This is a genomic window from Winogradskyella eckloniae (assembly GCF_013249045.1).
In the GTDB taxonomy this organism is placed as follows: domain Bacteria; phylum Bacteroidota; class Bacteroidia; order Flavobacteriales; family Flavobacteriaceae; genus Winogradskyella; species Winogradskyella eckloniae.
Genome location: NZ_JABRWP010000002.1, coordinates 503,325 through 529,099 on the forward strand (window position 1 = coordinate 503,325; position 25,775 = coordinate 529,099).

Genomic DNA, 25,775 nt, shown 5'->3' on the forward strand with positions numbered 1-25,775 from the left:
TATACAAAACCTTACAAATGTTTGTTGATTTTATTGATATTTAACATATTTTTTAATTAAAACGAATTCTATAGATGATTTATCAGTTTAAAGGTTATACACCAGTAGTACATAAGAGTAGTTTTGTTCATCCATTAGCAGCTGTAACTGGCAATGTTATTATTGGAAAAAATTGTTACATAGGTCCTGGAGCGGCTATTCGAGGAGATTGGGGACAAATTATTTTAGAAGATGGTGTCAACGTACAAGAAAATTGTACCATTCATATGTTTCCTGGGAAATCAATTACACTTAAAGAAAGCGCACATGTTGGTCATGGAGCCATTATTCACGGTGCTAATTTGGGTAAAAATTGCCTAATAGGCATGAATACGGTAATCATGGATGATGCGGAAATAGGTGATGAATGTATCATTGGAGCCATGTCTTTTGTAAAAGCCGAAACTAAAATTCCGTACAGAAGTTTGGTAGTTGGTAATCCTGCGAAAATCATCAGAGGGATCACAGACGAAATGATTGCATGGAAAACAAAAGGCACACAGTTGTATCAGCAATTACCTGCCGATTGTCATGAGTCATTAAAGGAAGTTGAGCCACTTCGTGAAGTTCCTGAAAGAATGAAAATACAAGATGAGGTGTATAAAACGCTTCGTGATACGTTTAAAAAATGAAGTTATGTAGATTGTCCCCTTGAGGATTACTGAGAAACAAAATATATTTTTGTTTTGAAAGTGCCGAGCGTAGCTTTTAGGGGTGTTTTAAGAACTAGCTTAAAGAATCCGATAAGACAGATTGCCACGACTTGAAAAACGTTTCGCAATAACGTCACTCACAACACACGACTCAAATCAATAGCATTAGTTTCCTTGCTTGTAGAAAGGGCAATCAAACTCTGCACATTACCTAAATAAGGAAGTAAGGTTAATTTCGAAATAATAAAAGTCTCGTAGGCTTCTATATCTTCAACCACCAATTTTAAGAGGTAATCAAAGTTTCCACTTACCCTGTGACACTCTACCACTTCAGGGAAGTTGTTAATCTCTTTTACAAATTTTTCCAAATAACTTCGGGTGTGGCCTTGTAAGGTAATGCCAATAAAAACAGTCAATTTTAGACCAATTTTTTTGTTATTTAAAACTGCTACATAGTTCTTAATATAACCTTCTTTTTCTAATTTTTTAATGCGTTCAAAAATGGGAGAAGTTGTCATGCCGAGTTCTTCTGCAATACTTTTCGTGGTTCGGTTACTGTTTTTTTGAAGAATAGATAAAAGCTGAATGTCTATGTTATCGAGCGTATAAGCCATCAGAAAATTATTTGGTTAAAACTGTAAATTTAATATTAAAAAGTTAAATATTCTGTTTTATTTATTTTATAAAGATTTATTTGCTTTTTAATGTGATAATAAAAGATTTTAACAATTGTTGATTGTGATATGTGTTACCTTTAATTCTTAAATTAATAATTTTTATAGCTGAATGACTTTTGAATTAAAAATGCCTAAAATGGGCGAGTCAATTACTGAAGGAACCATAATCAATTGGTTAGTTTCTGAAGGCGATACTTTTGAGGAAGGAGACATTATTCTAGAAGTCGCTACAGATAAAGTCGATAACGAAGTACCTGCACCAGCCTCAGGAACTTTGGTTAAAACTTTATTTCAAGCTAAAGATGTGGTGCCTGTTGGAGAAGTTTTGGCAATTCTTGAAGTTTTAGAAGAAAAGAAATCGAAATCGAACTCGAATATGAACTCGAAAGAAGAGACTAAAGCTGTCAGTTCGAGCGCAGTCGAGAACAAAGCCAATAAAAAAAGAACAAAATTAGTTCAAAAGGTTTCAAATTCAACTTCATATTCAGTTTCAAATTCTAATCTTTTCTTTTCACCATTAATCATTAAAATAGCAAAAGAACACCATATTAGTTTTGAAGAATTAGCAAGAATTCCTGCCACAGGTCACGAAGGCAGATTACGCAAAAGCGACGTCTTTCAATACATAGAAGACGGCAGACCATTCAAATTTGCGCAGCCAGTAGCTGAAAAAGATCCAACAGCCTACCGCATTCCACAATTACAATTCGATAAAGGCAAAGGAAAAGTCATCGAAATGGACCGCATGCGCCAAATGATTGCCGACCATATGGTGTATTCTAAGCACACTTCGCCACACGTTACAGCTTATGTTGAGGCAGATATGACGAATATGGTAAACTGGAGAAATGCTAATAAAGTTGCCTTTCAAGAAAAATATGGAGAACGATTAACCTTTACACCTTTGTTTGTAGAAGCGGTTGCAAAAGCAGTAAAAGATTTTCCAAATATAAATGCTTCAGTAGATGGTAACAACATCATTGTAAAAGAAGCTATTAATATTGGTATGGCAACCGCATTACCAAGCGGAAACTTAATAGTTCCTGTTGTAAAAAATGCAGATACCAAAGATTTAAAAACTATTGCAAGTAATGTAAACGAACTTGCAGAAAAAGCAAGAGAAAATAAATTAGTAGGAGACGATATTAAAGGTAGTACGTTCACGATATCTAATGTAGGAACCTTTGGTAGTGTGATGGGAACACCAATTATCAACCAACCAGAAGTCGCTATTCTGGCATTAGGAATCATTAAAAAACGACCAGAGGTTATCGAAACCGAAAATGGAGATGAAATCGCTATTCGTAGTATGATGTATTTATCATTATCCTTCGACCACAGAGTCGTTGATGGTTTTTTGGGAGGAAGCTTCGTAAGACGCGTCGCTGATTATTTTGAGCAGTTTGATACCAACAGAAAAATATAACCCGTTTTGTCATTCCTGCGCAAGCAGGAATCCACAAAGCATAAAATGACGTCACTTCGAGTGATTCCGATTTTTTTCATCGGAATTGTATCGAGAAGCTTATCAAAATGTTTTCGATACGAATTTGAAAAAATCAATGTCACGCGAACCAATTAAAAATAACACGTTTTGTCATTCCTGCGCAAGCAGGAATCCACAAAAGAAGTATAACATAAAATAGATTTCTGCTTTCGCAGAATTGACAAAGAATATGAAACACAACATTTCAATAACCACAGTAACCGAATCCAAAGTCAAAACTATAGACTTTAACAACATACCATTAGGCACAGCCTTCACAGACCACATGTTTATTTGTGACTATAATAATGGTGTTTGGGAAAACCCACGAATAGTGCCAATGGGAATGATTCCTACACATCCTGCAGCAATGGCATTGCATTATGGTCAAGCCATTTTTGAAGGCATGAAAGCCACAGTCGATGCTAGCGGAAACCCAATGCTTTTCAGACCATCGAAAAATGCTGAAAGACTAAATTTTAGTGCAGACCGAATGGGCATGCCATCGTTTCCCGAAGATTTATTCGAGGAAGGCTTAAAACAACTCGTCGATTTAGAACGCAACTGGATTCCACCAATGGACGGAAGCGCACTCTATTTAAGACCATTTATGTATGCAGACGAAGCCTTTATTGGTATGCGCGCAGCAACACATTTTAAGTTTATAATTATGGCCTCACCAGCAGGACCATTTTTTACAAAGCGCATAAAACTGTGGGCAGAAAACAAATACATACGAGCAGCATCAGGAGGAACAGGAGAAGCAAAAGCAGCAGGAAATTACGCAGCAGCCATCCGTCCAACAGAATATGCAAAAGCCAAAGGTTACGACCAAGTATTATGGTTAGATGCCGTGGAGCACAACTATATTCAAGAAGTGGGTACCATGAATATTTTCTTTAAAGTCAACGGAAAATTCATCACGCCAAAACGCGATGGTTCCATTTTAGACGGGATTACGCGTATGAGTGTTATCGATATATTGAGAGATAAAGGTTACGAGGTTACAGAACGTGCCATAACCATTCAAGAAATTCGAGATGCTTCATTAAATGGTACTTTAGAGGAAGCCTTCGGAACCGGAACAGCCGTTGGTATTGCTTACATTCAAGAAATTGCCATGGGAGAACATACCATTCATGTTTCCGACGAAAGTCCAGTTGGTCTAGACGTAAACAACACATTAAACGCTATTAAAACAGGAAAAATTGAAGATAAATTTGGTTGGATGGTAAAAGTAGAAAACCAGTTGGTATAAAATAAATTGGGCGTTACCACAAGGGTCGCGCTTTCTGTTATATCTTTTTTGCTTTTAATGGCAAAAAAGGATGCCACATCAATCGCTAACGCAAACTAACTCTAACAAAAAAATCTTTTATATTAATAAAAAAGATTCATTTTTGAGATTATAACAAAATAGATACCTGCTTTCGCAGGCATGAATATGAAAAAAGAAGCACTAAAAAAAGGATTTTCAAAACTCTGTACAGCAAAAGCTATGGCAGAATTATACGAAGCTAATTTTAAACAAGTTTCAAAATATGTGCATGCCACATCTCGAGGTCATGAAGCTATTCAAATCGCTTTAGGAATGCAATTATTACCTCAAGATTATGCCTTTCCATATTACAGAGATGACGCTATGCTATTGTCTTTCGGTTTAGAGCCATACGATTTAATGTTGCAATTATTAGCCAAAAAAGACGACCCATTTTCTGGTGGAAGAACCTATTATTCGCATCCAAGTTTAAAGGACGACGATAAACCAAAAATCCCACACCAATCTTCCGCAACAGGTATGCAGGCTATTCCTGCCACTGGAGTCGCAATGGGAATGCAGTACAAAGAACTACAAGGCCTAGATAACCTCTCGATTGCGCTCGAGGAGACAACAGCTGTCAGTTCGAGCGTAGTCGAGAACGCTCTAAAACCAATAACCGTTTGTTCTCTAGGCGACGCCTCAGTAACCGAAGGCGAAATCGCCGAAGCCTTTCAAATGGCAGCACTAAAACAAATGCCAATTTTATATTTGGTACAAGATAATGGTTGGGATATTAGTGCCAATGCAGCAGAAACTAGAGCGCAAAATGCAGCAGAGTATGCAAAAGGTTTTAAAGGTTTAGAAGCTATTTCAATAGATGGCGCCAACTTTACGGAAAGTTACGAAGCCTTAGAAAAAGTAATAGAAACCATTCGTACAGAACGTAGACCATTTTTAGTACATGCCAAAGTACCATTATTAAATCACCACACATCTGGAGTAAGAATGGAATGGTATCGCGACGATTTAGATGAAGCACGTTCGCGTGACCCTTATCCTGTTTTAAGACAACAATTATTAGATGCTGGTTTTTCAGAAAAAGAAGTCGAAAACATAGAAAATTCAGCGAAAGCGAAAGTACAAGCCGATTTTGAAAAAGCGTTACAAGCCGAAGACCCAAAACCGGAAGATTTATTTACTAACGATTTTGTGCCAACACCAATTACAGAAGAAAAAGGTACGCGTTCACCAAAAGGTGCTGATAAAGTGGTCATGGTAGATTGTGCTTTATTCGCCGTAGAAGAACTAATGAAAAAGCACAAAGAATGCTTGCTTTATGGTCAAGATGTTGGTGGACGATTAGGTGGTGTTTTTAGAGAAGCAGCGACTTTAGCTCAAAAATTTGGAGACGATCGTGTATTCAATACACCAATTCAAGAAGCGTTTATTGTCGGTTCTACAGTTGGTATGAGTGCAGTAGGATTAAAACCCATTGTTGAGGTGCAGTTTGCCGATTATATTTGGCCAGGATTAAACCAGTTGTTTACAGAAGTGAGTAGAAGTTGTTATTTATCTAACGGTAAATGGCCAGTGTCTATGATTCTGAGAGTGCCAATTGGTGCCTATGGAAGTGGAGGACCTTATCATTCGTCATCAGTGGAATCTGTAATTACCAATATTCGTGGAATAAAAATAGCGTATCCAAGTAATGGAGCTGATTTAAAAGGTTTGATGAAAGCGGCCTATTACGATCCAAATCCAGTAGTTATTTTAGAACACAAAGGCTTGTATTGGTCAAAAGTACCAGGAACACAAGGTGCAACGTCTGTAGAGCCAAGCGAAGATTACGTATTACCATTTGGTAAAGCTTGGGTGCTCCAAGAAATCTGGAAACAAGATAAAGTAGAAACCTTAACTATTGTTACCTACGGAATGGGCGTGCATTGGGCAATGAATGCTAGTGAAGAATTAGGTATGCAGGATCAAATAGAAGTAATTGATTTGCGTACTTTATTTCCTTTAGATGAGGACACTATTATGACATCTGTTAAAAAAACAGGAAAGTGTTTAGTGGTTACTGAAGAACCTTCAAATAACAGTTTTGCACGTGCATTATCTGGTAAAATTCAAGAGGAATGTTTTAAATATTTAGATGCACCAGTAATGACAATTGGTAGTGAAAATATGCCTGCGATTCCTTTAAATTCTATTTTAGAAGAAACTATGATTCCTTCTTCGGAAAAATTAAAAACAAAAATAGAGCAGTTGATTAATTATTAGACATAAAAAAAAGCCTATCCAAAAGATAGGCTTTAAACTTAAAAAGATTGTAAGGTATATACTTATATAACTTTTACATTTACTGCATTTAATCCTTTTTTTCCTTCGGTTAAATCGAATTCTACATTGTCACCTTCTCTTACTTCATCAACTAAACCAGAAATGTGTACAAAATGCTCTTTTCCGTTTCCTTCTTCTGTTATGAATCCAAAACCTTTAGAGTCATTAAAAAATTTTACTGTACCAGTACTCATATTATAATATATTAAATTAAGAGACGAAGGTAGTCTAATTAATTGATAATCAATTATTTTGAATCTGTTATTTTAAAAACAATGATAAGTATCTAAGCCTTAGCTGTTAGAGTTCTAATTTAAACTTAAATTAGGTTTAGATATCGTATTCAAAAAGTGATTTAGTGAATTTTTCAGGATTTTCGGCGAGATGATATCTTGGGTCATCGATAGCTTCAATAATAACATCTTTAAATTTAGGGCTGGCTTTATATAATAATATTTTACAATCTTGACTTAAATGTTTCAATTTTATAGTCTTGCCTGCAGCTTGGTATTTTTCGACCAAAATAAAAATGGCTTCAATGGCTGAGTGATCAGAGATTCGAGCTTCAACAAAATCAATTTCAACGATATCTGGATCGTTTTTAATGTCAAATTTTTCGTTAAATGAAGTAATACTTCCAAAAAATAAAGGTCCCCAAATCTCGTAAGTTTTGGTGCCATCTTCTTTAAATCGTTTTCTTGCTCTAATTTTCTTAGCATTTTCCCAAGCAAAAGATAATGCAGATATTATTACACCTACAAATACAGCAATAGCTAAATCAAAAACTACGGTTACAACAGAAACTATAATTAATACAACGGCATCTGACATTGGTATTTTTTTCATAATTCGGAAACTAGACCATGCAAAAGTTTCTATGACCATCATAAACATTACACCTACTAATGCGGCAATTGGCACTTGTTCAATGTATTTATCAGCGAATAGTATAAAAGTTAATAAGGTTATAGCCATCATTACACCAGATAATCTTCCTCTCCCACCAGCATTTATATTTATCACAGTTTGGCCAATCATTCCGCAGCCTCCAGTTCCTCCAAATAATCCGCTTAACATGTTTCCTGCACCTTGAGCAACACATTCTTTATTTCCATTTCCTCGTGAATCTGTTAATTCGTCCACTAGATTCATGGTCATTAAAGTTTCAATCAAACCTACTGATGCTGCTAAAAAGGCATAAGGTGCAATAAATTTTAAAGTATCTAAATTAAATGGTAAGTGGCTCCAGAGTTCAGCAAGATTAAGTTTGCTAGATAATTCATCAAAACCATTGAGACCAGCACCTCCACCATCTCTAATAAAATCACCAACATTAATAGATTGTAGTCCTCCAAAAATAGAAATCAGTGTTACTATTAAAATTGCAGTAAGTGCAGCTGGCAGCTTTTTTGTTAACTTCGGTAAGCCCCAAATTATAAACATGGTCAGCAATACAAGACCAATCATAATATAAAGTTTATTGCCTTGCATTATTGATTTAACCACACCATTATCCTTTACGGAATAAAAGCCACCATCTTGAAAGTTAAAAACGACCTTCTTGGTATTAATATCATATACTTGGTTGTCCGCTATAACAAATACCTCTTTCCCGGTAGAAATGTTTTTAACAGATTCATTCTCAATTGAGAATAGGGCAGTACCCGAAATTAAATCATTAACAGCATTGTTGTTTACGCTATAGACCAATTCTTTAGACTCAGTTTTACGCATGTTTTGTCCAAAAATATCTTTAGTGTTTTCTTTAAACATGCCTAGTTGAGCCATAAAGATTACTATGGCTAGTCCGTTTACAAAGCCCATCATTACGGGATGAGGAATTAAACGAACAAACTTTCCAAGCTTAAATAAACCTGCTAAGACTTGAATAATTCCCATTAATACAACGGCAGCTAATAGATAAAAATAACCCATGTTTTCTACAGGAGTATCAAAAAGGAGACCTTTTGCGTGCCCTTCTTGTATCATGTGAACAAAAATCACAGCGACAGCACCTGCTGCTCCAGATATTAAACCAGGTCTACCTCCAAACATGGCGGAAATGATACCGATTATAAATGCTCCAAAAAGTGCAACGATAGGGCTAATTTGTGCAACAAACGCAAATGCTACAACTTCTGGAATCATAGCTAAAGATACTGTGATACCAGCAAGAATATCATTCTTTGGGTTTTTTGTAAAAGATTTGATTGTATTTGCGCCGAACTTCATAGTAAATGCATTTAAAAGTCGGCAAAGATATATTATTTAGTTTTAAACTTAACCAAATAGCATATGAATCAAAAAAAGCGCTAGTTTATTTACTAGCGCTTTGAATATAGCTTTCGGTGGTATTATTTATTTTCAGGTGGAAATTGCATGAGCATTTCAGAAACAAACTCTTTAATTCTAGCTTCTTTCTTTTCGATGTTTTTCGTCTCAAGATTACCTGTTCCAGAGCCTTGCCAGATAAGTTCTTTCTTACTTGTGTTAATTAAATCTATATACAGAACACCTTCAGTTGAAGTTGAAACTTGGTTGTTGTTCCAGCCAGTACGCCAGCCCCAACCACCATAACCTCCCCAACCCCAAGCACCATTGCCCCAAGTATTGTTGTAAATGTCTACACGCTGGTTAGATTTGGTAAATATGCTGACTAGCATATCTGGATTTTCGGATTTTGTATAGCCTTTAGCCATTAACTCAGCTTCTATTGCTCTTAATATGCGTCTTTTATCAATATCATTGATCTCGGCTTTATCGATTCCAGGCTTAAAAAAAGCAAATGTTTTGTAGTTTTCAAAATTTGTTTCTCTATCATAGTCAGCAGCAACTTTAACTGAACTACAAGATGAGAGCAACACTAATAAAAATAAAATAGGAGCGAATTTGAGTAGTTTTTTCATAATGTTTTTAGATTTTAGTTAAACTTCGTTTAATAAATGGTCATCTACAATATTGGGTAATGTTATTTTTAAGTTAGGCTCTATTTCCATTGCGCGTTTTATGGCAAACATAGCCCCTTCATTTCTAGCCCAGCTTCGTCTAGAAATACCGTTGTTTACATCCCAAAATAACATTTGTTTTAATCGTTTAGATGATTCTTTACTTCCATCAAGAACCATGCCAAATCCGCCATTAATCACTTCGCCCCAACCAACGCCTCCGCCATTGTGTATGCTCACCCAAGTAGCCCCTCTAAAGCTATCTCCAATAACATTATGAATGGCCATGTCTGAAGTGAAACGCGAGCCATCATAAATGTTACTCGTCTCTCTATATGGAGAGTCGGTACCTGATACGTCGTGGTGGTCTCTTCCAAGAATTACATATCCTATGTCCCCTTTTTTAATGGCATTATTAAAAGCTTCTGCAATTTTTGTACGACCTTCTGCATCTGCATATAGAATTCGCGCTTGAGAACCAACGACTAATTTGTTGTCTTGTGCACCTTTAATCCACTGAATATTATCGGCCATTTGCTGTTGAATCTCTTTAGGAGAACTTTTCATGATTTTCTCTAAAACCTCACAGGCTATTTTATCGGTTTTCGCTAGATCTTGGGGATTACCAGATGCGCAAACCCATCTAAATGGTCCAAAACCAAAATCAAAACACATTGGTCCCATTATATCTTGCACATAACTAGGGTATTTAAATTCTCGACCTATAGTTGGATTATCCGACATGATATCAGCGCCAGCTCTAGAAGCTTCTAATAGAAAAGCATTACCGTAATCAAAAAAATAGGTTCCTTTCTTAGTGTGCTTATTTATAGCAGTTGCATGCCTGCGGAGAGATTCTTGTACTTTTTCTTTAAACAATTTAGGGTCATTTGACATTAGTGCATTAGCTTCTTCAAAAGAAAGATCTGCAGGATAATAACCACCAGCCCAAGGATTGTGTAGCGAAGTTTGATCACTACCTAAGTCAATATGAATTTTAGCCTCATCAAACTTTTCCCAAACATCAACCACATTACCAAGGTACGCAATAGAAATAGTTTCTTTTTCAGATTTTGCTCTATTAACACGGAAAACTAATTCATCTAAATCAGTGATTTTTTCGTCAATCCAGCCTTGGTCTAATCTAACTTGAGTAATTTTAGGGTTAACTTCGGCACATACAGTGATGCATCCGGCTATATTTCCTGCTTTTGGTTGCGCTCCAGACATGCCTCCTAAACCTGAGGTAACAAATAGATTCCCCTTAGGAGATTTTCCTATTTTTCTAAAACCATTAAGTACTGTGATTGTGGTGCCATGTACGATGCCTTGTGGCCCAATATACATATAACTGCCTGCAGTCATTTGACCATATTGTGTTACGCCTAAGGCATTATATTTTTCCCAATCGTCAGGTTGAGAGTAATTAGGAATCATCATGCCGTTCGTAACAACAACTCTTGGTGCTTCTTTATGCGAAGGGAATAAGCCCATTGGATGACCAGAATACATAACTAAGGTTTGTTCGTTATTCATCTCGGCCAAATACTTCATGGTTAATCTATATTGTGCCCAGTTAGAAAACACAGCGCCATTTCCTCCATAAGTAATTAATTCATGTGGATGTTGCGCAACGGCGTGATCTAAATTATTCTGAATCATTAACATTATAGCTGCGGCTTGCTGTGATTGCGCAGGATATGCTTCAATTGGTCTTGCGTACAACTTATAATCTGGGCGTAGTCTATACATGTAAATTCTACCGTAGGTTTTTAATTCGTGTTTAAACTCTGGTAGTAACGTTTTATGGTGTTTTTTGTCGAAATAACGCAAGGCATTTTTTAAAGCAAGTTTTTCTTCATCAGAAGATAAGATAGCTTTACGTTTAGGTGCATGGTTTATGGTTTTATCGTAAGATTTTAGTGCTGGTAATATATCTGGAATGCCTTCTAGGATTTGATCTTTAAATGATAATTTTGATGCCTGCATTACTTTTTTTTTAATTTATTTTTATTGAAGCCATAAGGGCAATGTCTGCAACCGCTTTCGCAGCAATAGCCGCGCTTTAAATGATATTGTTCTGTGAAACAACGGTAACCTTCTGGTGTGAGATAGTAGTCTCCATCTTCAATTGGGACGAATTTCTTCATAGACACAAAGATAATGCAATTTGGTGTGATTTTTGAATTGCTAAGTAGTATGATTATTATATCCAAACATTTAGTACCACGCGGTTATCTAGGAATAACCGTATTTCCTTTTGTGTTTTTAAATTCAAAATGGTTGAAGCACAATAAAACGTTGATAAACCATGAGAAAATTCATTTAAAGCAACAGTTAGAATTATTGGTAATTCCTTTTTATATACTCTATTTAGGTGAGTTTTTAATTAAATTAGTGACATATAGAAATTGGAATATGGCTTATAGAAATATTTCATTTGAACGTGAAGCTTATGTAAATGAAAAAGACCTCGATTATTTAAAATCAAGGCCATTTTTAAACTTTATAAACTATATGTATTATTGAATAACGATTTTTTTAGTAACTACAGTACCTGTGTCTAAGGATACCTTTACGATATAAGCTCCTGTGCTTAAATTGTGAGTTGGCATATTATAACTCATGTCGTCTATATTAAGATTTTTATGAATAATTCTTCCTGTTAAATCGAATAATTCGAATGTTTTTATAGAGCTTAAGTTAGAAGTTGTTTCTATGTTCTTATCTATAGATCTAATTTCTAAATCAGAAATGATATCCTGATCTTTAATGCTTAGAGCTTGATTGGTAAACCTTAAAATAAATCGATCATTGTAAGTCCCTACATTACTCGTAAATGTGTATGGATTTGCTCTTAAATCATGAATAGTGTTAAGTTCTGTGTCTTCTAGGTAAATGTTTTGATTTGTATTTTCAAATAAACCATCAACTTGATTTAAACTTATGGTGTAATTACCATCTGTAGGTATTTGATAACCTAAAGGAATTGTTTTTGACTGATCAAACGGTAATGCTTTACCTTGAATAGCCAATTTATTATCTGATTCTAGAGAATAGAATTGAGTATTAGATTGGTTGATTAGAAACCCATCATAAAGTCTATCTATGTCATCAGATGCTCCGTTTGCAAAACCAATTAATGTAGAAATTGCAGAATTATTATTATCAATAAAATCCAACCAAATTCTATGTTTTTCATTTGAGGTTTCTGGAGAATTTCTAAAAAAATCATCATTAGGATAGAGTCCACGCATGGTGTTGTTATAATATACGTTATTTGGTGTTGGTGCAGAATCTAACATTAATGCAAAGAATCCCTGACCAGATGCAATAAAGCCATTGAAGCCTGCAGGTGTAGATCCTAAGCTATTTGCTGCGAGATAATTATCAGGATTATAATTATATGAATAATTTTCGTAAAATGGATTATCAATTGCTGTAGTGGCTGGATCTATATGTCTCCAAAAATAAAGCGTACCGTCAATGGTAGGATTTGCAGTTACAAAATCTGTCAATGATATAGCAGATGGATATGGATTACCTAATAAATTCCAGTTGTCGTCTTGCGCTGTAGCAATATTACCAATGCCAGCATAATCAGCACCAGTCCATGTGCCTCTAGAAATAGGAAAAGAAATTTGACCATTATTTAATGTGCCTACAAATTCGGCTTGGTTAGTTGCTGGTGTAGATATTAATCCTCTGACGATATAACCTTTGCCAGAAATCATATTTTCTGTTGTATTTGTCCAGGCTCCATGTTCACCAATAGTTCCATTAGCTACTGTAGGATTCCAATTATAAATTGTAGAGATAGGTGATCCTGGAGATATAGAAGTTACGTTAAAATCTTCTACAGGGGACGACCAATAGACATAATCTAAATCGCCTAGACCATTAGCTCTTCTTCTTATTTCTGCAATACCAGTATTTTCATTCGTAGCTACATCATTTATTTGTATTAGACTCGCATTATTTCTAATTCTGAAACTAGCGTTTGGTTCAATAGTTACTTTGTCTTCTATGGTTAGAGAAGAATTAGATCTTTGCAGCAAATTGGCATCATCTAGTATTATCATATTATAACCTGTGCCATCAGTAGCATTATCTATAGCTGGGTCTCTTGAAGTTGGAGGTATGGTAATACAATTAGTTAGTTCTGGTACACCAACTGGTGTCCAATTATCTGGGTCTTCCCAAGCATTACTTTGAGAACCGTTCCATGTTTTGTTGCCTTCCACGGTTACGGTTGTTGGGTCTAACTCGACTAAAGTTTCGCCAGAACATAAATCGTAGGTTACTTCTGCATAGTAGGTTGTTGTTTTTGTAGGGTTCACTTCAATTTGTCCATCATTATCTGAGTCAATAATTTCGTTAGCTGCTGAAATTGAATTTTCATACCATTTAAGCGTTGTAATTGAATTTCCGGACGGTGTAAAACGCCAAGCTTCGTTTGTAGTAGACCAATTGTCATCAGATGAATTTCTGTTTGGAGCCGCTTTTCCTGTCGTTGAGTTGGCTTGAATTCCTATACATGCGTTACCATCGTTCCAGCTATTAAGTGCTACTTTCTCCTCAATATATACTTCAATTATATTAGTATCTTCATATAGAACAATCATTCCTGTATATTTCAATGAATTGTTTGCATACATTGGAACGTCGTTCCATGCAGCAACCAAGGCTCTACAACCAGTGTCTAATGTTATAAGTTGATAGCCAATTTCTCCACCAACACTTGGATCTACATCATGATGTACGCCGTAAATTGAGGCTCCATAGTATCGACCTGTTGTATTATTAAATGTTGGTACATCTTCAGTAAATTGCCATCCTGAAGCATTTCCGGCGAGACCATCATTAAAAGAAATGACACCATTTGAGCCAATAACACATGAGTCATAAGTATTACCATAAAAACAAAAGTCGAAAGGTAAATTTACAACTGGTGACCAAACATCATCAACATTTACACTAACAGGATTTGCCAAACAGCCGAACTGGTAAGGCGGATTATAGGTAATTTGATTTACGTCATAGTCTGTGGTTTCACCAAGTTGTAAGTAGTTAGCTACTAATTGTGTGCTGCCAGTAGAACAATTAATTGTGACGTCAGAGCCAGATGAACCTAATCCACCAGCATCCACTGAAGGACAAGCTAAGCTCGATGTGCCTAATACATTGGTTGCTTCACATGGTAAAAGAACACATATGTTAAATGTACCGTTATGGTTTGTACTACTAGATCTGCTGTAAACCCTAATGAGATATGTTGTTCCAACATTTAAACCGACTAATGTCGTAGTTTCATCTTCTAATGTGCCTGTGCTGTTTTCACAAACTAAAGAGGTTCCATTACAGCTACCAATAAAAACTTCGAATACAATATCGAGAATAGATAATCTTTCAACGATAATAGTGTGTTCTGGTCTTTCGGCCACAAAAGAATACCAAACATCATCGTTAGCTGTACCTGAACATCCTGTTAGAGATTGAGTTCCCCCAACAGTGGTGCCCATAGTTGGTGTACAGATTATTTCTGGATTTAATGAGATGGCATTAGAACAATCGTCATTTGATGGTGGTGGAATTATTGGTTCTGTAATGCATATAGTAAAACCTCCATCATGATTTGAACTACTCGATCTGCTATATACTCTAATGTAATAGGTGCTGCCAGTTGTTAAACCCAATAAGGTTGTGGTTTCTGATTCTGTTGTTGAGGTACTATTTTCACAGACTAATGAGGTGCCATTACAACCTCCTGTAAATACTTCAAATACGATATCATAAATATTAATTCTATCTACAGTTATTGTATGTTCTGGTCCTGTAGCCACAAAAGAATACCAAACGTCATCATTTGCGGTACCAGCACATCCAGGTAGAGACTGTGTTCCGTTAACGGTTGTACCTGTAACAGGATTACAACTCGTGTCAGATGTTAGCATAATAGCGTTTGAGCATAAGTCGTTTGGTGGTGTTCCTAATATTCCCGTAATAGTGATATCGTCAAAAAAGTTATATTCATTGTTGTTATTTGCGGTTCCATAGAGTCGGAATCTTGAATCATTTGCAAAAGAAAATGCGGCATCAGTAATGGTTGCGGATAAAGTGTGTTCATTTCCAGCGCCCTGATTAGTGAATTCATCACCAAGAGTAAAAGTATTTACCGTAGACCAATTGGAACCATTATAAAATTGGAGTCTAAAGCCTTCTCCATTTTCTAAATTTATAGCCTTATGACAAAAAGTAATAGTGACTTCGCTATAACTTTGTAAATCAATTTCTGGAGACGTATTAACATTTCTGCTTGTATCATTACCTCTGGTATATAATGAATAGCTATCTGAACAAGACCAACTACTGTTATTAAAACGACCTGATCTATTTCCGTTGGATGTCCAAGTTTGGAAATCAGCATTTGAGTCGTAAGTAATAGGTAATTGTGCGTGAGCAAAATCGCTTGTCAATAGTAAAATGCCTATCGCTAAAATGAATAGTGATTTTTTATTTGGTCTATTGACACTGTTTGTTAGACTAAAAGAAAGAAAATGTAAAATATTCTTCATAACAAGTAGGGTTTTTATATTAATAACAATGAACTACTATTGTTATTAATTGGCTTAATCTATGCGTTAATTTGGATTAATAGTTAAAATAACTGGACAAGTGTAGTAAAAAATTTAGAAAAAAAATAATTTTTTATCGATAAAACGATTAAAAACATCGACAAACTGTATTTTATATGTTTTCTCTTACAAATATTTGTAGATAACTAATTGAAATGTGTTACTTATCTTTGTGGGATGAATGATATGTGCAATAACATTAAACAGAAATCCATATTTTATGGTGAAACAGAAATTGTAGTTAAGCGTGAAGATTTAATTCATCCCATAATTTCAGGAAACAAATTTAGGAAGCTGAAATATAATATTGAAAAAGCAAAAGACTTGAAAATAAAATCATTGCTAACTTTTGGAGGCGCTTTTTCTAACCATATTGCAGCTTTGGCTTATGCAGGTAATCTATACGGATTTAGAACAATTGGAGTAATTAGAGGAGAAGAATTGAGGCATGCAACAGAGTTAAACCCAACATTAACCATAGCTAAATCTAACGGTATGAAATTTAAATTTGTGTCTAGAGAAGCATATAGGTTGAAGTCTAATAGTACGTTTGTTAATCAATTGAAGGATGAGTTTGGAGCGTTTTACTTAGTTCCTGAAGGTGGAACTAACGACTTAGCAATTAAGGGTTGTGAAGAAATATTGCAATTAGAAGACCTAAAATTTGAGTATGTATGTTGCCCTGTAGGTACAGGTGGAACGATTGCAGGTATTATTAATGCTTCAAATAAAAATCAAAAAATATTGGGTTTTCCAGCGTTAAAAGGTGATTTTTTAAATCAAGATATTCGTAAATTTGCAAAACAAGATAACTGGGAGTTAATCACTGATTATCATTTTGGTGGGTATGGTAAAATAAAGCCAGAGTTGATTTCGTTTATTAATTCATTTAAAAAAGAATATAATATTCCTTTAGATCCAATTTACACAGGTAAAATGATGTTCGGAATATTTAACTTAATTGATAAGTCGTATTTTCCGAAAGGGTCTAGGGTGTTGGTTGTTCATACTGGTGGATTAAAAGGTGTTTGTGGTATAAATGAGATATTGAAACGTAAAAACCTGCCTTTAATTGAAATATAAAAAATGAAAATAAAAAATATAATATTTTTAATTGTTTTGTCTGTGATGAGTTGTGGTCCTAAAAAAGGAATTGTAACCAAAAAGAAAATCACAAAACCGGTAAAAACAGTTGTAGTAAAGGAAAAGACTGTTGATGAAAAACCTGAAACCATTGAAAAACCCGTAGTTGCAGACAATGGAACTCGTAGTGCTGTTGAGGTTTATTTAGATCTTTATTCTGAAATCGCAAAAGACAATATGAGAACTCATAAAATACCAGCCAGTATAACCTTAGCGCAAGGTGTATTAGAGTCTGGTGTTGGTAAAGGTCGTTTAGCAGTAAAAGCTAATAATCATTTTGGTATAAAATGTCATGGCTGGAAAGGTGCTAAAATTTACCACGATGATGACCGATCGCAAGAATGTTTCAGGAAATATAAAAAAGTTGAAATGTCTTATGAAGATCATTCTAAATTTTTAACAGGAAGAAAGCGATATGCTAGCCTTTTTAAATTAAAACCTGACGATTATAAAGGTTGGGCAAGAGGATTAAGATCGGCTGGTTATGCTACAGATGTAAAATATCCACAGAAGCTAATTAGTTTAATAGAGCGCTATCAGTTATATAAATATGATGCTGAAGTTTTAGGAAGAACGAGAACAAGAGCTAATAGAAAATCTACAACGATCATTGAAGGTAGAAAGAAGCAAGAAGTGTATAAAAAGCATGTGGTGTCTAAGGGTGATACTTTATATTCGTTATCAAGAAAATACCAAACAACTGTTGATGCGATAAAAGCGCAGAACAATTTAAAATCGAATGATCTTACTATAGGTCAACAACTCATTATTCCAAATTAATTTATGTTATATCAAAGAAGCAGTGCTTTATTTAAAGAAGCGCAATCTGTTATTCCAGGAGGTGTAAATTCACCAGTAAGAGCATTTAATGCTGTTGGAGGATCTCCAATTTTTGCTAAATCTGCTAAAGGCGCCTATGTATTTGATGAAGATGGTAACCGTTTTATAGATTACATAAATTCTTGGGGACCAATGTTGTTAGGTCATGCATTTCCGCCAGTTGTAGATGCGGTAATTGAAAAAGCAAAGCAAGGTACTTCATTTGGGATGCCAACAGAAATAGAAACTAAGATTGCGGAATTGGCGGTTTCAATGGTGCCAAACATAGATAAAATTCGTTTTGTGAACTCGGGTACCGAAGCGTGCATGAGTGCAATTAGGTTGGCTAGAGGTTTTACAAAAAAGGATAAAATAATAAAGTTTGCAGGTTGTTATCATGGACATAGTGATTCGTTTTTAATAGCAGCAGGAAGTGGTGCTATTACTTTTGGTACACCAAATAGTCCTGGTGTTACTGAAGGTACAGCTAAAGATACTTTACTTGCACGCTTTAATGATATTGATAATGTAAAAGAACTCATAGACGCTAATAAGAATACAATAGCAGCGATTATTATAGAGCCAGTTGCAGGTAACATGGGATGTATTCCTCCCGTGGATGGCTTTCTAGAAGGCTTAAGAATGTTATGTGACGATAATAATATTTTATTGATTTTTGATGAGGTAATGACGGGATTTAGACTTGCTAATGGTGGTGTACAAGAACTAAAGGGTATTAAAGCTGATATTGTTTGTTTTGGTAAGGTTGTTGGAGGTGGATTGCCTGTTGGCGCTTTTGCGTCTCGAAATGAAATAATGAATTATTTAGCACCTTTGGGACCTGTGTATCAGGCTGGGACATTAAGCGGAAATCCTTTGGCTATGGCAGCAGGTTTAGCTATGTTAAAGGAAATAGAAGCTGATAAAGGTTTAATGAATAGGTTAGAAGAGAAGACCAAATATTTACATACTGGAATTGAGAATGCATTAAATAAAAATAATGTAATCTTTACAATAAATAGAATTGGCTCTATGATCTCGGTACATTTTTCAGAGACGGCAGTAGTAGATTTTGATTCTGCTGCAAAAGGTAATAATGAGACTTTTAAAAAATTCTTTCATGGTATGTTAGAGGCAGGTGTGTATATTGCTCCAAGTGCTTTTGAAACTTGGTTTATTACTGATGCCTTAACTTATGAAGATTTAAATGAAACGATTGCTGCAGTAGAGCAAGTAGCAAAAACTTTATAAAAAAAAGCCTCGCATTGCGAGGCTTTTTTTTATTCATTTTCAGCGACAAATGTTTTGTAGCGTTCATATTGTTCATCAGATAAAATAGCTTGAACTTTATCATTTAATTGTTGTTCAATTTTTGCATTATCTTCTTCGTTAATAGGCTGGTCTGCGACATTAGCTCTATTCTGTCCGTAGACTTTTAATGCTTCGTAAATTTCATCACGTTGTTCATTTGTAAGTTTTACGTATTTTCTTAATGCTTCAGTTTTTTTATTTGCTGCTGCATTTATTTCTTTCATTAATTCTAATTTGCTGTTTTGTGCAACCATAGTTTGGCTACCTAATAACAAAGCAAATGCGAATAAACATAGAGTAATTACCTTTTTCATTATGGACTATTTAATTAAATTGGTCACTAAAGTAACAATTTTATTCAATAAAATAAAAAAGTATCGACTAAGCGATACTTTTTTTATTGATTAAATGTGAGTTTACCTCTTTTCTTCGTGTTTACCTTCTCTTTTTTGCCCTCTTTTACCTCTTTTTTTATGTTCTCTAGGTTTCATTTTTTCAAACTTAGCATATTGTTCTGCTGTTAAGATTGATTTCATGTTGCGCTTCATTTGTATTTGCTGATCTAATCTTTGATTTTGCATTTTTACAAATTCCTCTTGAGAAGGTTTTTCTCTTTTTTCTCCATCTTTTGGCTTATGAGCATCTCTAAATTTTTGTCGAGTTTCAGCTTGTTCTAAAAACAGCTTTTGAACTTTCTTTTGTTGTGCGTCTGTTAAATCTAATTTTAACGTTAATCGTTTCGATTTTAAATCTGCGATGTCTGTAGGCGTCATATCCTTTCGCATTTCAGATCTGTTTTCTTTTCTCATTTTTTTTCCGCCTCTTTCTTGAGCAAAACCATTTAAGGTTACTAATGCTATGGCAATGATTACTAATTTTTTCATGTTGTTATATTTTTTATGTTATATCTGTTTAGACATCACTATTGTTAAATCGTTTAATGAATTATTGAGATTTAACAAAGAATTTAACATTTGGGCTGTAATAGTTGTAGTGTGGTTGGATATAGTTTTTCCTTATTCACTTTGCTTTTTAACCATGCGTAAAAACTAACAACAAAAATATCTTCTTTGGCAATAGCAACCCATTCGAAGGAATTTTCAAGGGTTGTCTTAAATTCAACTGATGTGACGTTTTTAGGATTTAGGTAATACTGTTCTGCAAATTTTAAAAATGTAAGAATTCTTTTTTGCCCTATTTTTTTTAAGTAGCTAGAATAGTTTCTTTTAAAGCTTTTTAATCTCGAAAAGAATAAATCATCCTCACTTAATTCTATATATAGTAAAAGCTCGGCTACATTTTTTTTAATTACCCAATCCATACCAGCTTTTTCAATATACCATTTATCAGTATGATAAAACTTAGAAGAAATTGATTTAGCTTTTGTATAATCTGCGTTCTGAAAGTAAAACATAAAACAAGATAATCGCAGATCTAAAAGTGATTCTAAATCATCATGTTTTTTATACATAATGTTTTCTACCAAAGAAATAGCTTCATCTTGTTTGTTAGTGTAATTAAGATTAAGGGCTTCAACCAATGTTTTCTTTAAAATAAACGACTTAAAATAACTACCCTTTTTGAGTTGCATTAGTTGTTCCATCTCTTTAATATAGAATAAGGAAGATTCAAATTTTTTATTTCTAAACAAGGTGTTTGCAATGATGTAAACTATTTGTATTTGATAAAAAAGTTGTTTATCGGTTTCCTTTTTTTGCTTTAATAAGCTGTAACTTTTTAAAACAAAACTTTCAATTGAGTAATATTTGGTGGTTACTAATGCAGATATATGTGCAATAGCCAAGATTTGATATAGGGATTTAAATGAAAGTGAAGTATCTATCTTAATGCTGTGTTCTTTCAGAATTGTTTCGAGCTCTAATTCAAAATTTATAACGTTTCCTTGATATGCTATATGATTTAATACTGATTTTAATTTGGCATAGACTATATTAAGCTGGTCTTCTAACTGATGTTTTTTCCGATTTTCTTGTTGTTTAACAATTATTGCATCTAAATCTATTTTGGGGAAGTTTGGTGCATATTGAATTTGTGTATGATAGATTTCGTTAAGCATCGGAAAGAGTAAATGTTCATCGGCCAATTGTTCTGCTTTGTTTAAAACTTTATAAGCAATTGTAAAGTTGTTTTGAAGGAGAAACGTTCTAGCAGCTAAAATATATTTCACAATCTGCATATCTATGGAATTCTCGTCTTCTAGGTTTTTGTTCGCAGTAAAATCGATTAATGATTGAAATAATCGTTTGCGCAAAGCATGGTAAGCATTGCTGTGATCTACCTTATATATGTGTTGACAAATTGTTTTTGAGCTCAAATCAGTGTTTGATAAGAGTTTAAATAATTGAATGTTTTTGGTGTCTCTTCGTTTGTTTCTTTGTTGCAGGTAATTGATGAACTTTTGTTGATCTTCTAAAGAAAACGTGTCTATAATTGATTTTATTTCTATCATTTAATCGTCATTAATAAATAGTAAAATGTACTAAAAATAGTATGTATTTAATAAATATAATAAAATATATCATCAGTTTTTGTTAGATTTTGGTTTTTTGTATCTTCTAATTAATTCGAGATTTGCCTCATAATCATTAAAACAAAACATTATGAATTATCAAACAACAGTCTCATTAAAAGACGAAGAAAAAGTAAAAGCAAAGAAGAATGTAAAAAAGGTATATAATCACAAACCAACACCTGCATTTATTGGTGCGTCGTGGTCTGCAGTGTTTATTGGTATGGTTGCATACTGCGTTGGTCTATGGAATGCCAACATGGAACTCAATGAGAAAGGCTATTATTTTACCATTTTATTATTTGGCTTATTTTCGGTTATCTCTGTACAAAAGGCAGTAAGAGATAAATTGGAAGGCATTCAGGTTACCGAAATGTATTATGGTATTAGTTGGTTTACATCCATAGCATCAATTGTTTTGTTAGCTATTGGTCTTTGGAATGCCTCTTTAGAACTCAGTGAAAAAGGATTTTATGCCATGTCTTTTACTTTGAGTCTGTTCGCAGCAATTGCTGTACAAAAGAACACGCGTGATGTAGCTTATATAAATACTGAATTAGAAACTAAAGAAAACGAAGATTAGTTTTGATGATAGGTTAGTTAGTAACCCAAAGCCTCGTAATTAATACTATTACGAGGTTTTAAATTTATATTAGCATGAAACAAAGACTTACAAATTTTTTAGTTGAGTTTTATAATATAAAACTCACCAGACCAACAACTGACAAAGTTAGGATTTGCGAAATTATAGCTGTTTTCATTACTGCTATTTGCAAATTTATTTGTGTAGACTATCTTAATTATAGATTGGCTTATGTCATTGTAATCATTATGTTATGGTCGATATACGTGTTGTATCGATACAGAAAAGATAAAATGGTTCTTAAAGATTGGGGATTTAGAACAGATAATTTTAAATCTGCAATTAAACTCATGCTACCTTTTGCTATCGTTTCGGTTTTAACTTTTTTTGTTATTGGATATATACAAGGAACAATAAACATGACATGGCATATTTTGCCACTTTTAATAACGTATCCTATTTGGGGAATTGTACAGCAATTGCTGACTATTGGAATTGTAGCCGGAAATCTAAATAGCTTGAAGAAACTTAGAATTAAAAAAGCCACAATTATATTTATTACAGCCATTTTGTTCTCTGTTGTTCATTATCCATCGGTTTGGTTAATGACAGGTACTTTTATAATAGCGCTATTTTATGGTTATGTGTATTTAAAAATAAAGAATTTATATGCGTTAGGATTATTTCATGGCTGGCTAGGTGCATTGTTTTATTATACAGTAGTTAATCAAGATCCATTTTCAGATGTATTCTTAAAATTTTTAAATTAATAGAGTGTAAGAATAGAAAAAGGCTTCAAGTTATCTTGAAGCCTTTTAGTTATAATAATACGTTTTAATCTTATTTAGGATCTAAAATAAGGTTAATTCGCTCAATAGCATCAGCTATATGAATTCTACTCATAGAGTCGCCACCTCTAGCAGCTCGTAAAGAACTTCTTAAAGATTTTAACTCTGCTCTAACGACAGCTCTAATATCTGATTGGCTTGTGTTAACAGCAGTCGCTTTTATATAAGGACTACGAGATCTGCCACTTTGGTTTTTAGCCGTCATTAAATACTCTAATCTATCTATATGAGCTCTTTGTAGGTTTCTTCTATAGGTATCAATTTTTTTACCGTTACGCAATTCGCTCCATACACCTAAACGAAGATCTTTCATCATATCAGGTAAAGCATACGCTTTACTGTCGTAGGTATGTGCTTCTGTTAAACGTTGCATTTTACCTAAACTCATAATATTATTTAAGGTTCTAGATTGTAATGCTCTTACACGTTCTATAGATCCAGAAAACTCTATACGGTCAAAGATAGCTTTGTCAATTAACCACTCAGGCGTTTCAAATAGATTTTCTTGAATAAATTGCATCGCTTCCTTTTGGTGCGCTTTTGGTACAGCAGTATAAACAGCACCTTCTTGATCGGCTACTTTATAATGCTCATAAACACCACCAATATTATTAGCGACGTGTCCCATATAACGATTAAACTGAGAAATTACGTGACCATACATTTCATTTAAATCGTCATAATCCTCTCCTGCTTCCGTTGTCCATTCTATTAGGTTTGGTACAATACGCTTAAGGTTTTTAATTCCATATTCACTTGCTAACATTGCATTATCACCCAAATCTTCTGTTTGTGAACTTGGATCTACAACATCACCAGCTTGTTGGTGTCCAAAACGGTACATTGGGTCACCAGCATGTTCCATAATCCACTGATTTAAGATTGGCTTTTCTTCTTCAGCAGATTTGTCTAAAATTGGTTTGTAACCCCAAGCAATGGCATATTTGTCATAAACGCCAATGTCTGGCATTAAAGCAACACCTTCATCTCCTGGTTGTGCTATATAATTAAAACGTGCGTAATCCATAATTGATGGTGCAGTACCATATTTTTTAGTGAATTCTGCATCACGTAATTTCTCTACAGGATATGCAACACTAGATCCCATATTATGTGGTAAACCTAAAGTGTGACCAACCTCGTGAGAAGATACAAAACGAATTAAACGTCCCATAACTTCATCCTTAAACTGAGGACTTTGTGCGTCTGGATTTATCGCTGCAGTTTGTACAAAGAACCAACCACGTAATAATGACATAACGTTATGGTACCAGTTGATATCACTTTCTAAGATTTCACCAGTTCTAGGATCGCTTACATGAGGGCCATTTGCATTAGGAATAGGAGATGCTAGATAACGTACTACTGAGTAACGTGCATCTTCCGGACTCCATTCTGGATCTTCCTCTACAGTTGGTGCATCTTTAGCAATAATTGCATCTTTAAAACCTGCTGCCTCAAAAGCGACCTGCCAATCTTCAATTCCTTGCTTTATATATTTTCTCCATTTTACAGGTGTCGCTCTATCAATGTAGTAAACTATTTGTTTTTTAGGTACAACTAATTCTCCACGTTTAAATTTCTCAATGTCTTCATCTTTAACTTCTAGTCTCCAACGATCTAAAAAAGTTAATGACTTACTCTTTTGGTCTTCTTGTCCGTAATCTGTTTGACTTCTAGCAAACCATCCTACACGTTCATCAAAATAACGACGCTTCATAAGGTTTTCTGGTAATAAAATCATTGAATTATTAATTTCAATGGAAATACTTCCTGTGCTCCAATTAGATGGAGGAGAACCAGCTGCATATGTTTTTACGTGACGTGCTTCAATATTTGTTGGGTAACTTTTAATGCTTTCAATAAATGATTTATCGCTCTCTAAACGTGTAACTTTATATGGTCGTCTTCTAAATTGAGGTAATCCTAAAGACTTAACATCTTTTTCAAATAAAGGCGAAGCATCAATTACTGTACTCGTAGAGTCTTTGCTATACGCTTTAATTGGAAATGTAAACAGTACAGGTTCGAAGTTTGAATTTTTTACAGCTTCATTTACTGGTAATGAATCTGCGGCAACAACATTGTAAGATACAACTCGTAAGACTACTTTTTTTCCTTTTTTCTCCCAACGTAGTACCTGCTCATTTTGCTTACCACCACCAAATCCTAAGCCTGATGCTGTTTTAGATATACGTGTAACCATTAACATCTCTCTGTTGAATAGAGAGTCTGGAATTTCATAGTAGAATTTGTCATCTACAGTATGCACTGTAAATAAACCTTTGTCACTTTTTGCTTCTTTTGTAATGACTTTGTTGTAAGGTTTTGGATCGTTTTTACCAGGTTTTTTTGCTGGTGGCTTTGCCATTGCAGTGGCATTTTTTGATTTTCCGGCTTTCTTAGCTGTAGAGCAAGAAAATGCCAAAAACGCTGAAACTACTACGAGTAGTTTGAGGGATAAATGTTTCAAAATAAGTTGGTTTTTAAAAATTTTTGATGAAA

21 protein-coding genes are annotated in these 25,775 nt (G+C 34.4%); 10 read left to right on the forward strand and 11 right to left on the reverse strand.

The window, feature by feature from the left end; genetic code table 11:
• Positions 1-74 precede the first annotated feature (74 nt).
• Positions 75-671 (forward strand): acyltransferase, encoded by a 597-nt coding sequence (locus tag HNV08_RS05140; protein ID WP_173280090.1) that lies wholly within the window; start codon positions 75-77, stop codon positions 669-671.
• A 158-nt stretch (positions 672-829) separates the two neighbouring features.
• Here HNV08_RS05140 and HNV08_RS05145 read toward each other — a convergent pair whose 3' ends face one another.
• Positions 830-1,306 (reverse strand): Lrp/AsnC family transcriptional regulator, encoded by a 477-nt coding sequence (locus HNV08_RS05145; RefSeq protein WP_173280091.1) that lies wholly within the window; start codon positions 1,304-1,306, stop codon positions 830-832.
• Between the two features lie 199 nt (positions 1,307-1,505).
• Between HNV08_RS05145 and HNV08_RS05150 the strand changes: the two genes are divergently transcribed.
• From HNV08_RS05150 to HNV08_RS05160, 3 genes are all read left to right on the forward strand, one after another.
• A complete protein-coding gene (locus tag HNV08_RS05150) occupies positions 1,506-2,795 on the forward strand; it encodes a dihydrolipoamide acetyltransferase family protein (protein ID WP_241697177.1) in 1,290 nt (429 codons plus the stop codon).
• A gap of 250 nt (positions 2,796-3,045) precedes the next feature.
• The gene (locus tag HNV08_RS05155; protein WP_173280093.1) at positions 3,046-4,113 is read left to right on the forward strand and encodes a branched-chain amino acid aminotransferase; all 1,068 of its coding nucleotides are present in this window, start codon (positions 3,046-3,048) and stop codon (positions 4,111-4,113) included.
• A 180-nt stretch (positions 4,114-4,293) separates the two neighbouring features.
• Positions 4,294-6,396 (forward strand): alpha-ketoacid dehydrogenase subunit alpha/beta, encoded by a 2,103-nt coding sequence (locus tag HNV08_RS05160; protein WP_173280094.1) that lies wholly within the window; start codon positions 4,294-4,296, stop codon positions 6,394-6,396.
• 62 nt (positions 6,397-6,458) lie between these two features.
• On the opposite strand, the gene HNV08_RS05165 is transcribed toward HNV08_RS05160, so the two are convergent.
• The 5 genes from HNV08_RS05165 to HNV08_RS05185 form a co-directional block, all read right to left on the reverse strand.
• Complete coding sequence (locus HNV08_RS05165; protein WP_173280095.1) at positions 6,459-6,650, reverse strand: cold-shock protein; 192 nt, start codon at positions 6,648-6,650, stop codon at positions 6,459-6,461.
• A 136-nt stretch (positions 6,651-6,786) separates the two neighbouring features.
• Positions 6,787-8,688, reverse strand: a complete 1,902-nt coding sequence (locus HNV08_RS05170; RefSeq protein WP_173280096.1) for a SulP family inorganic anion transporter — start codon at positions 8,686-8,688, stop codon at positions 6,787-6,789.
• 122 nt (positions 8,689-8,810) lie between these two features.
• A complete protein-coding gene (locus HNV08_RS05175; protein WP_173280097.1) occupies positions 8,811-9,362 on the reverse strand; it encodes a DUF4136 domain-containing protein in 552 nt (183 codons plus the stop codon).
• A gap of 18 nt (positions 9,363-9,380) precedes the next feature.
• The gene (locus tag HNV08_RS05180) at positions 9,381-11,390 is read right to left on the reverse strand and encodes a urocanate hydratase (RefSeq protein ID WP_173280098.1); all 2,010 of its coding nucleotides are present in this window, start codon (positions 11,388-11,390) and stop codon (positions 9,381-9,383) included.
• A complete protein-coding gene (locus HNV08_RS05185) occupies positions 11,390-11,551 on the reverse strand; it encodes a DUF5522 domain-containing protein (protein ID WP_173280099.1) in 162 nt (53 codons plus the stop codon). The genes HNV08_RS05180 and HNV08_RS05185 overlap by 1 nt, the downstream gene beginning before the upstream one ends.
• Before the next feature lie 49 nt (positions 11,552-11,600).
• Between HNV08_RS05185 and HNV08_RS05190 the strand changes: the two genes are divergently transcribed.
• Positions 11,601-11,930: a hypothetical protein gene (locus HNV08_RS05190; protein ID WP_173280100.1), complete on the forward strand. Its 330-nt coding sequence runs from the start codon at positions 11,601-11,603 to the stop codon at positions 11,928-11,930.
• Here HNV08_RS05190 and HNV08_RS05195 read toward each other — a convergent pair.
• A complete protein-coding gene (locus HNV08_RS05195; protein ID WP_173280101.1) occupies positions 11,924-15,976 on the reverse strand; it encodes a T9SS type A sorting domain-containing protein in 4,053 nt (1,350 codons plus the stop codon). The genes HNV08_RS05190 and HNV08_RS05195 overlap by 7 nt on opposite strands.
• A gap of 246 nt (positions 15,977-16,222) precedes the next feature.
• Between HNV08_RS05195 and HNV08_RS05200 the strand changes: the two genes are divergently transcribed.
• Genes HNV08_RS05200 through hemL form a run of 3 tightly spaced genes read left to right on the forward strand, consistent with a single transcriptional unit; the run spans position 16,223 to position 19,249 of the window.
• Entirely contained in the window at positions 16,223-17,119 is an 897-nt protein-coding gene (locus tag HNV08_RS05200; RefSeq protein WP_173280102.1) for a 1-aminocyclopropane-1-carboxylate deaminase/D-cysteine desulfhydrase, read from the forward strand.
• Between the two features lie 3 nt (positions 17,120-17,122).
• Complete coding sequence (locus HNV08_RS05205; RefSeq protein WP_173280103.1) at positions 17,123-17,959, forward strand: glucosaminidase domain-containing protein; 837 nt, start codon at positions 17,123-17,125, stop codon at positions 17,957-17,959.
• 3 nt (positions 17,960-17,962) lie between these two features.
• Positions 17,963-19,249: a glutamate-1-semialdehyde 2,1-aminomutase gene (gene hemL, locus HNV08_RS05210; RefSeq protein ID WP_173280104.1), complete on the forward strand. Its 1,287-nt coding sequence runs from the start codon at positions 17,963-17,965 to the stop codon at positions 19,247-19,249.
• A gap of 29 nt (positions 19,250-19,278) precedes the next feature.
• Here hemL and HNV08_RS05215 read toward each other — a convergent pair whose 3' ends face one another.
• The 3 genes from HNV08_RS05215 to HNV08_RS05225 all read right to left on the reverse strand — a co-directional run bounded on the left by HNV08_RS05215 (position 19,279) and on the right by HNV08_RS05225 (position 21,779).
• Positions 19,279-19,623: an Rcat domain-containing protein gene (locus HNV08_RS05215; protein WP_173280105.1), complete on the reverse strand. Its 345-nt coding sequence runs from the start codon at positions 19,621-19,623 to the stop codon at positions 19,279-19,281.
• A 102-nt stretch (positions 19,624-19,725) separates the two neighbouring features.
• On the reverse strand, positions 19,726-20,193 hold the full coding sequence (locus HNV08_RS05220) for a hypothetical protein (protein WP_173280106.1): 468 nt from the start codon (positions 20,191-20,193) through the stop codon (positions 19,726-19,728).
• A gap of 83 nt (positions 20,194-20,276) precedes the next feature.
• Complete coding sequence (locus HNV08_RS05225) at positions 20,277-21,779, reverse strand: hypothetical protein (protein ID WP_173280107.1); 1,503 nt, start codon at positions 21,777-21,779, stop codon at positions 20,277-20,279.
• Between the two features lie 151 nt (positions 21,780-21,930).
• Between HNV08_RS05225 and yiaA the strand changes: the two genes are divergently transcribed.
• Entirely contained in the window at positions 21,931-22,422 is a 492-nt protein-coding gene (gene yiaA / locus HNV08_RS05230; RefSeq protein WP_173280108.1) for an inner membrane protein YiaA, read from the forward strand.
• Between the two features lie 74 nt (positions 22,423-22,496).
• On the forward strand, positions 22,497-23,192 hold the full coding sequence (locus HNV08_RS05235) for a CPBP family intramembrane glutamic endopeptidase (RefSeq protein ID WP_173280109.1): 696 nt from the start codon (positions 22,497-22,499) through the stop codon (positions 23,190-23,192).
• A 70-nt stretch (positions 23,193-23,262) separates the two neighbouring features.
• Here HNV08_RS05235 and HNV08_RS05240 read toward each other — a convergent pair whose 3' ends face one another.
• The gene (locus HNV08_RS05240; RefSeq protein WP_317170209.1) at positions 23,263-25,746 is read right to left on the reverse strand and encodes a zinc-dependent metalloprotease; all 2,484 of its coding nucleotides are present in this window, start codon (positions 25,744-25,746) and stop codon (positions 23,263-23,265) included.
• Between the last annotated feature and the right edge of the window lie 29 nt (positions 25,747-25,775).

Coding starts and splice junctions, on each gene's coding strand:
- HNV08_RS05190 (WP_173280100.1), top strand. CDS start 11,601: ATGATTATTATATCCAAACATTTAGTACCACGCGGTTATCTAGGAATA.
- HNV08_RS05225 (WP_173280107.1), bottom strand. CDS start 21,779: ATGATAGAAATAAAATCAATTATAGACACGTTTTCTTTAGAAGATCAA.
- HNV08_RS05195 (WP_173280101.1), bottom strand. CDS start 15,976: ATGAAGAATATTTTACATTTTCTTTCTTTTAGTCTAACAAACAGTGTC.
- HNV08_RS05215 (WP_173280105.1), bottom strand. CDS start 19,623: ATGAAAAAGGTAATTACTCTATGTTTATTCGCATTTGCTTTGTTATTA.
- HNV08_RS05140 (WP_173280090.1), top strand. CDS start 75: ATGATTTATCAGTTTAAAGGTTATACACCAGTAGTACATAAGAGTAGT.
- HNV08_RS05165 (WP_173280095.1), bottom strand. CDS start 6,650: ATGAGTACTGGTACAGTAAAATTTTTTAATGACTCTAAAGGTTTTGGA.
- HNV08_RS05180 (WP_173280098.1), bottom strand. CDS start 11,390: ATGCAGGCATCAAAATTATCATTTAAAGATCAAATCCTAGAAGGCATT.
- HNV08_RS05175 (WP_173280097.1), bottom strand. CDS start 9,362: ATGAAAAAACTACTCAAATTCGCTCCTATTTTATTTTTATTAGTGTTG.
- HNV08_RS05205 (WP_173280103.1), top strand. CDS start 17,123: ATGAAAATAAAAAATATAATATTTTTAATTGTTTTGTCTGTGATGAGT.
- HNV08_RS05220 (WP_173280106.1), bottom strand. CDS start 20,193: ATGAAAAAATTAGTAATCATTGCCATAGCATTAGTAACCTTAAATGGT.
- HNV08_RS05160 (WP_173280094.1), top strand. CDS start 4,294: ATGAATATGAAAAAAGAAGCACTAAAAAAAGGATTTTCAAAACTCTGT.
- HNV08_RS05155 (WP_173280093.1), top strand. CDS start 3,046: ATGAAACACAACATTTCAATAACCACAGTAACCGAATCCAAAGTCAAA.
- HNV08_RS05235 (WP_173280109.1), top strand. CDS start 22,497: ATGAAACAAAGACTTACAAATTTTTTAGTTGAGTTTTATAATATAAAA.
- yiaA (WP_173280108.1), top strand. CDS start 21,931: ATGAATTATCAAACAACAGTCTCATTAAAAGACGAAGAAAAAGTAAAA.
- HNV08_RS05150 (WP_241697177.1), top strand. CDS start 1,506: ATGGGCGAGTCAATTACTGAAGGAACCATAATCAATTGGTTAGTTTCT.
- HNV08_RS05170 (WP_173280096.1), bottom strand. CDS start 8,688: ATGAAGTTCGGCGCAAATACAATCAAATCTTTTACAAAAAACCCAAAG.
- HNV08_RS05185 (WP_173280099.1), bottom strand. CDS start 11,551: ATGAAGAAATTCGTCCCAATTGAAGATGGAGACTACTATCTCACACCA.
- HNV08_RS05200 (WP_173280102.1), top strand. CDS start 16,223: ATGTGCAATAACATTAAACAGAAATCCATATTTTATGGTGAAACAGAA.
- hemL (WP_173280104.1), top strand. CDS start 17,963: ATGTTATATCAAAGAAGCAGTGCTTTATTTAAAGAAGCGCAATCTGTT.
- HNV08_RS05145 (WP_173280091.1), bottom strand. CDS start 1,306: ATGGCTTATACGCTCGATAACATAGACATTCAGCTTTTATCTATTCTT.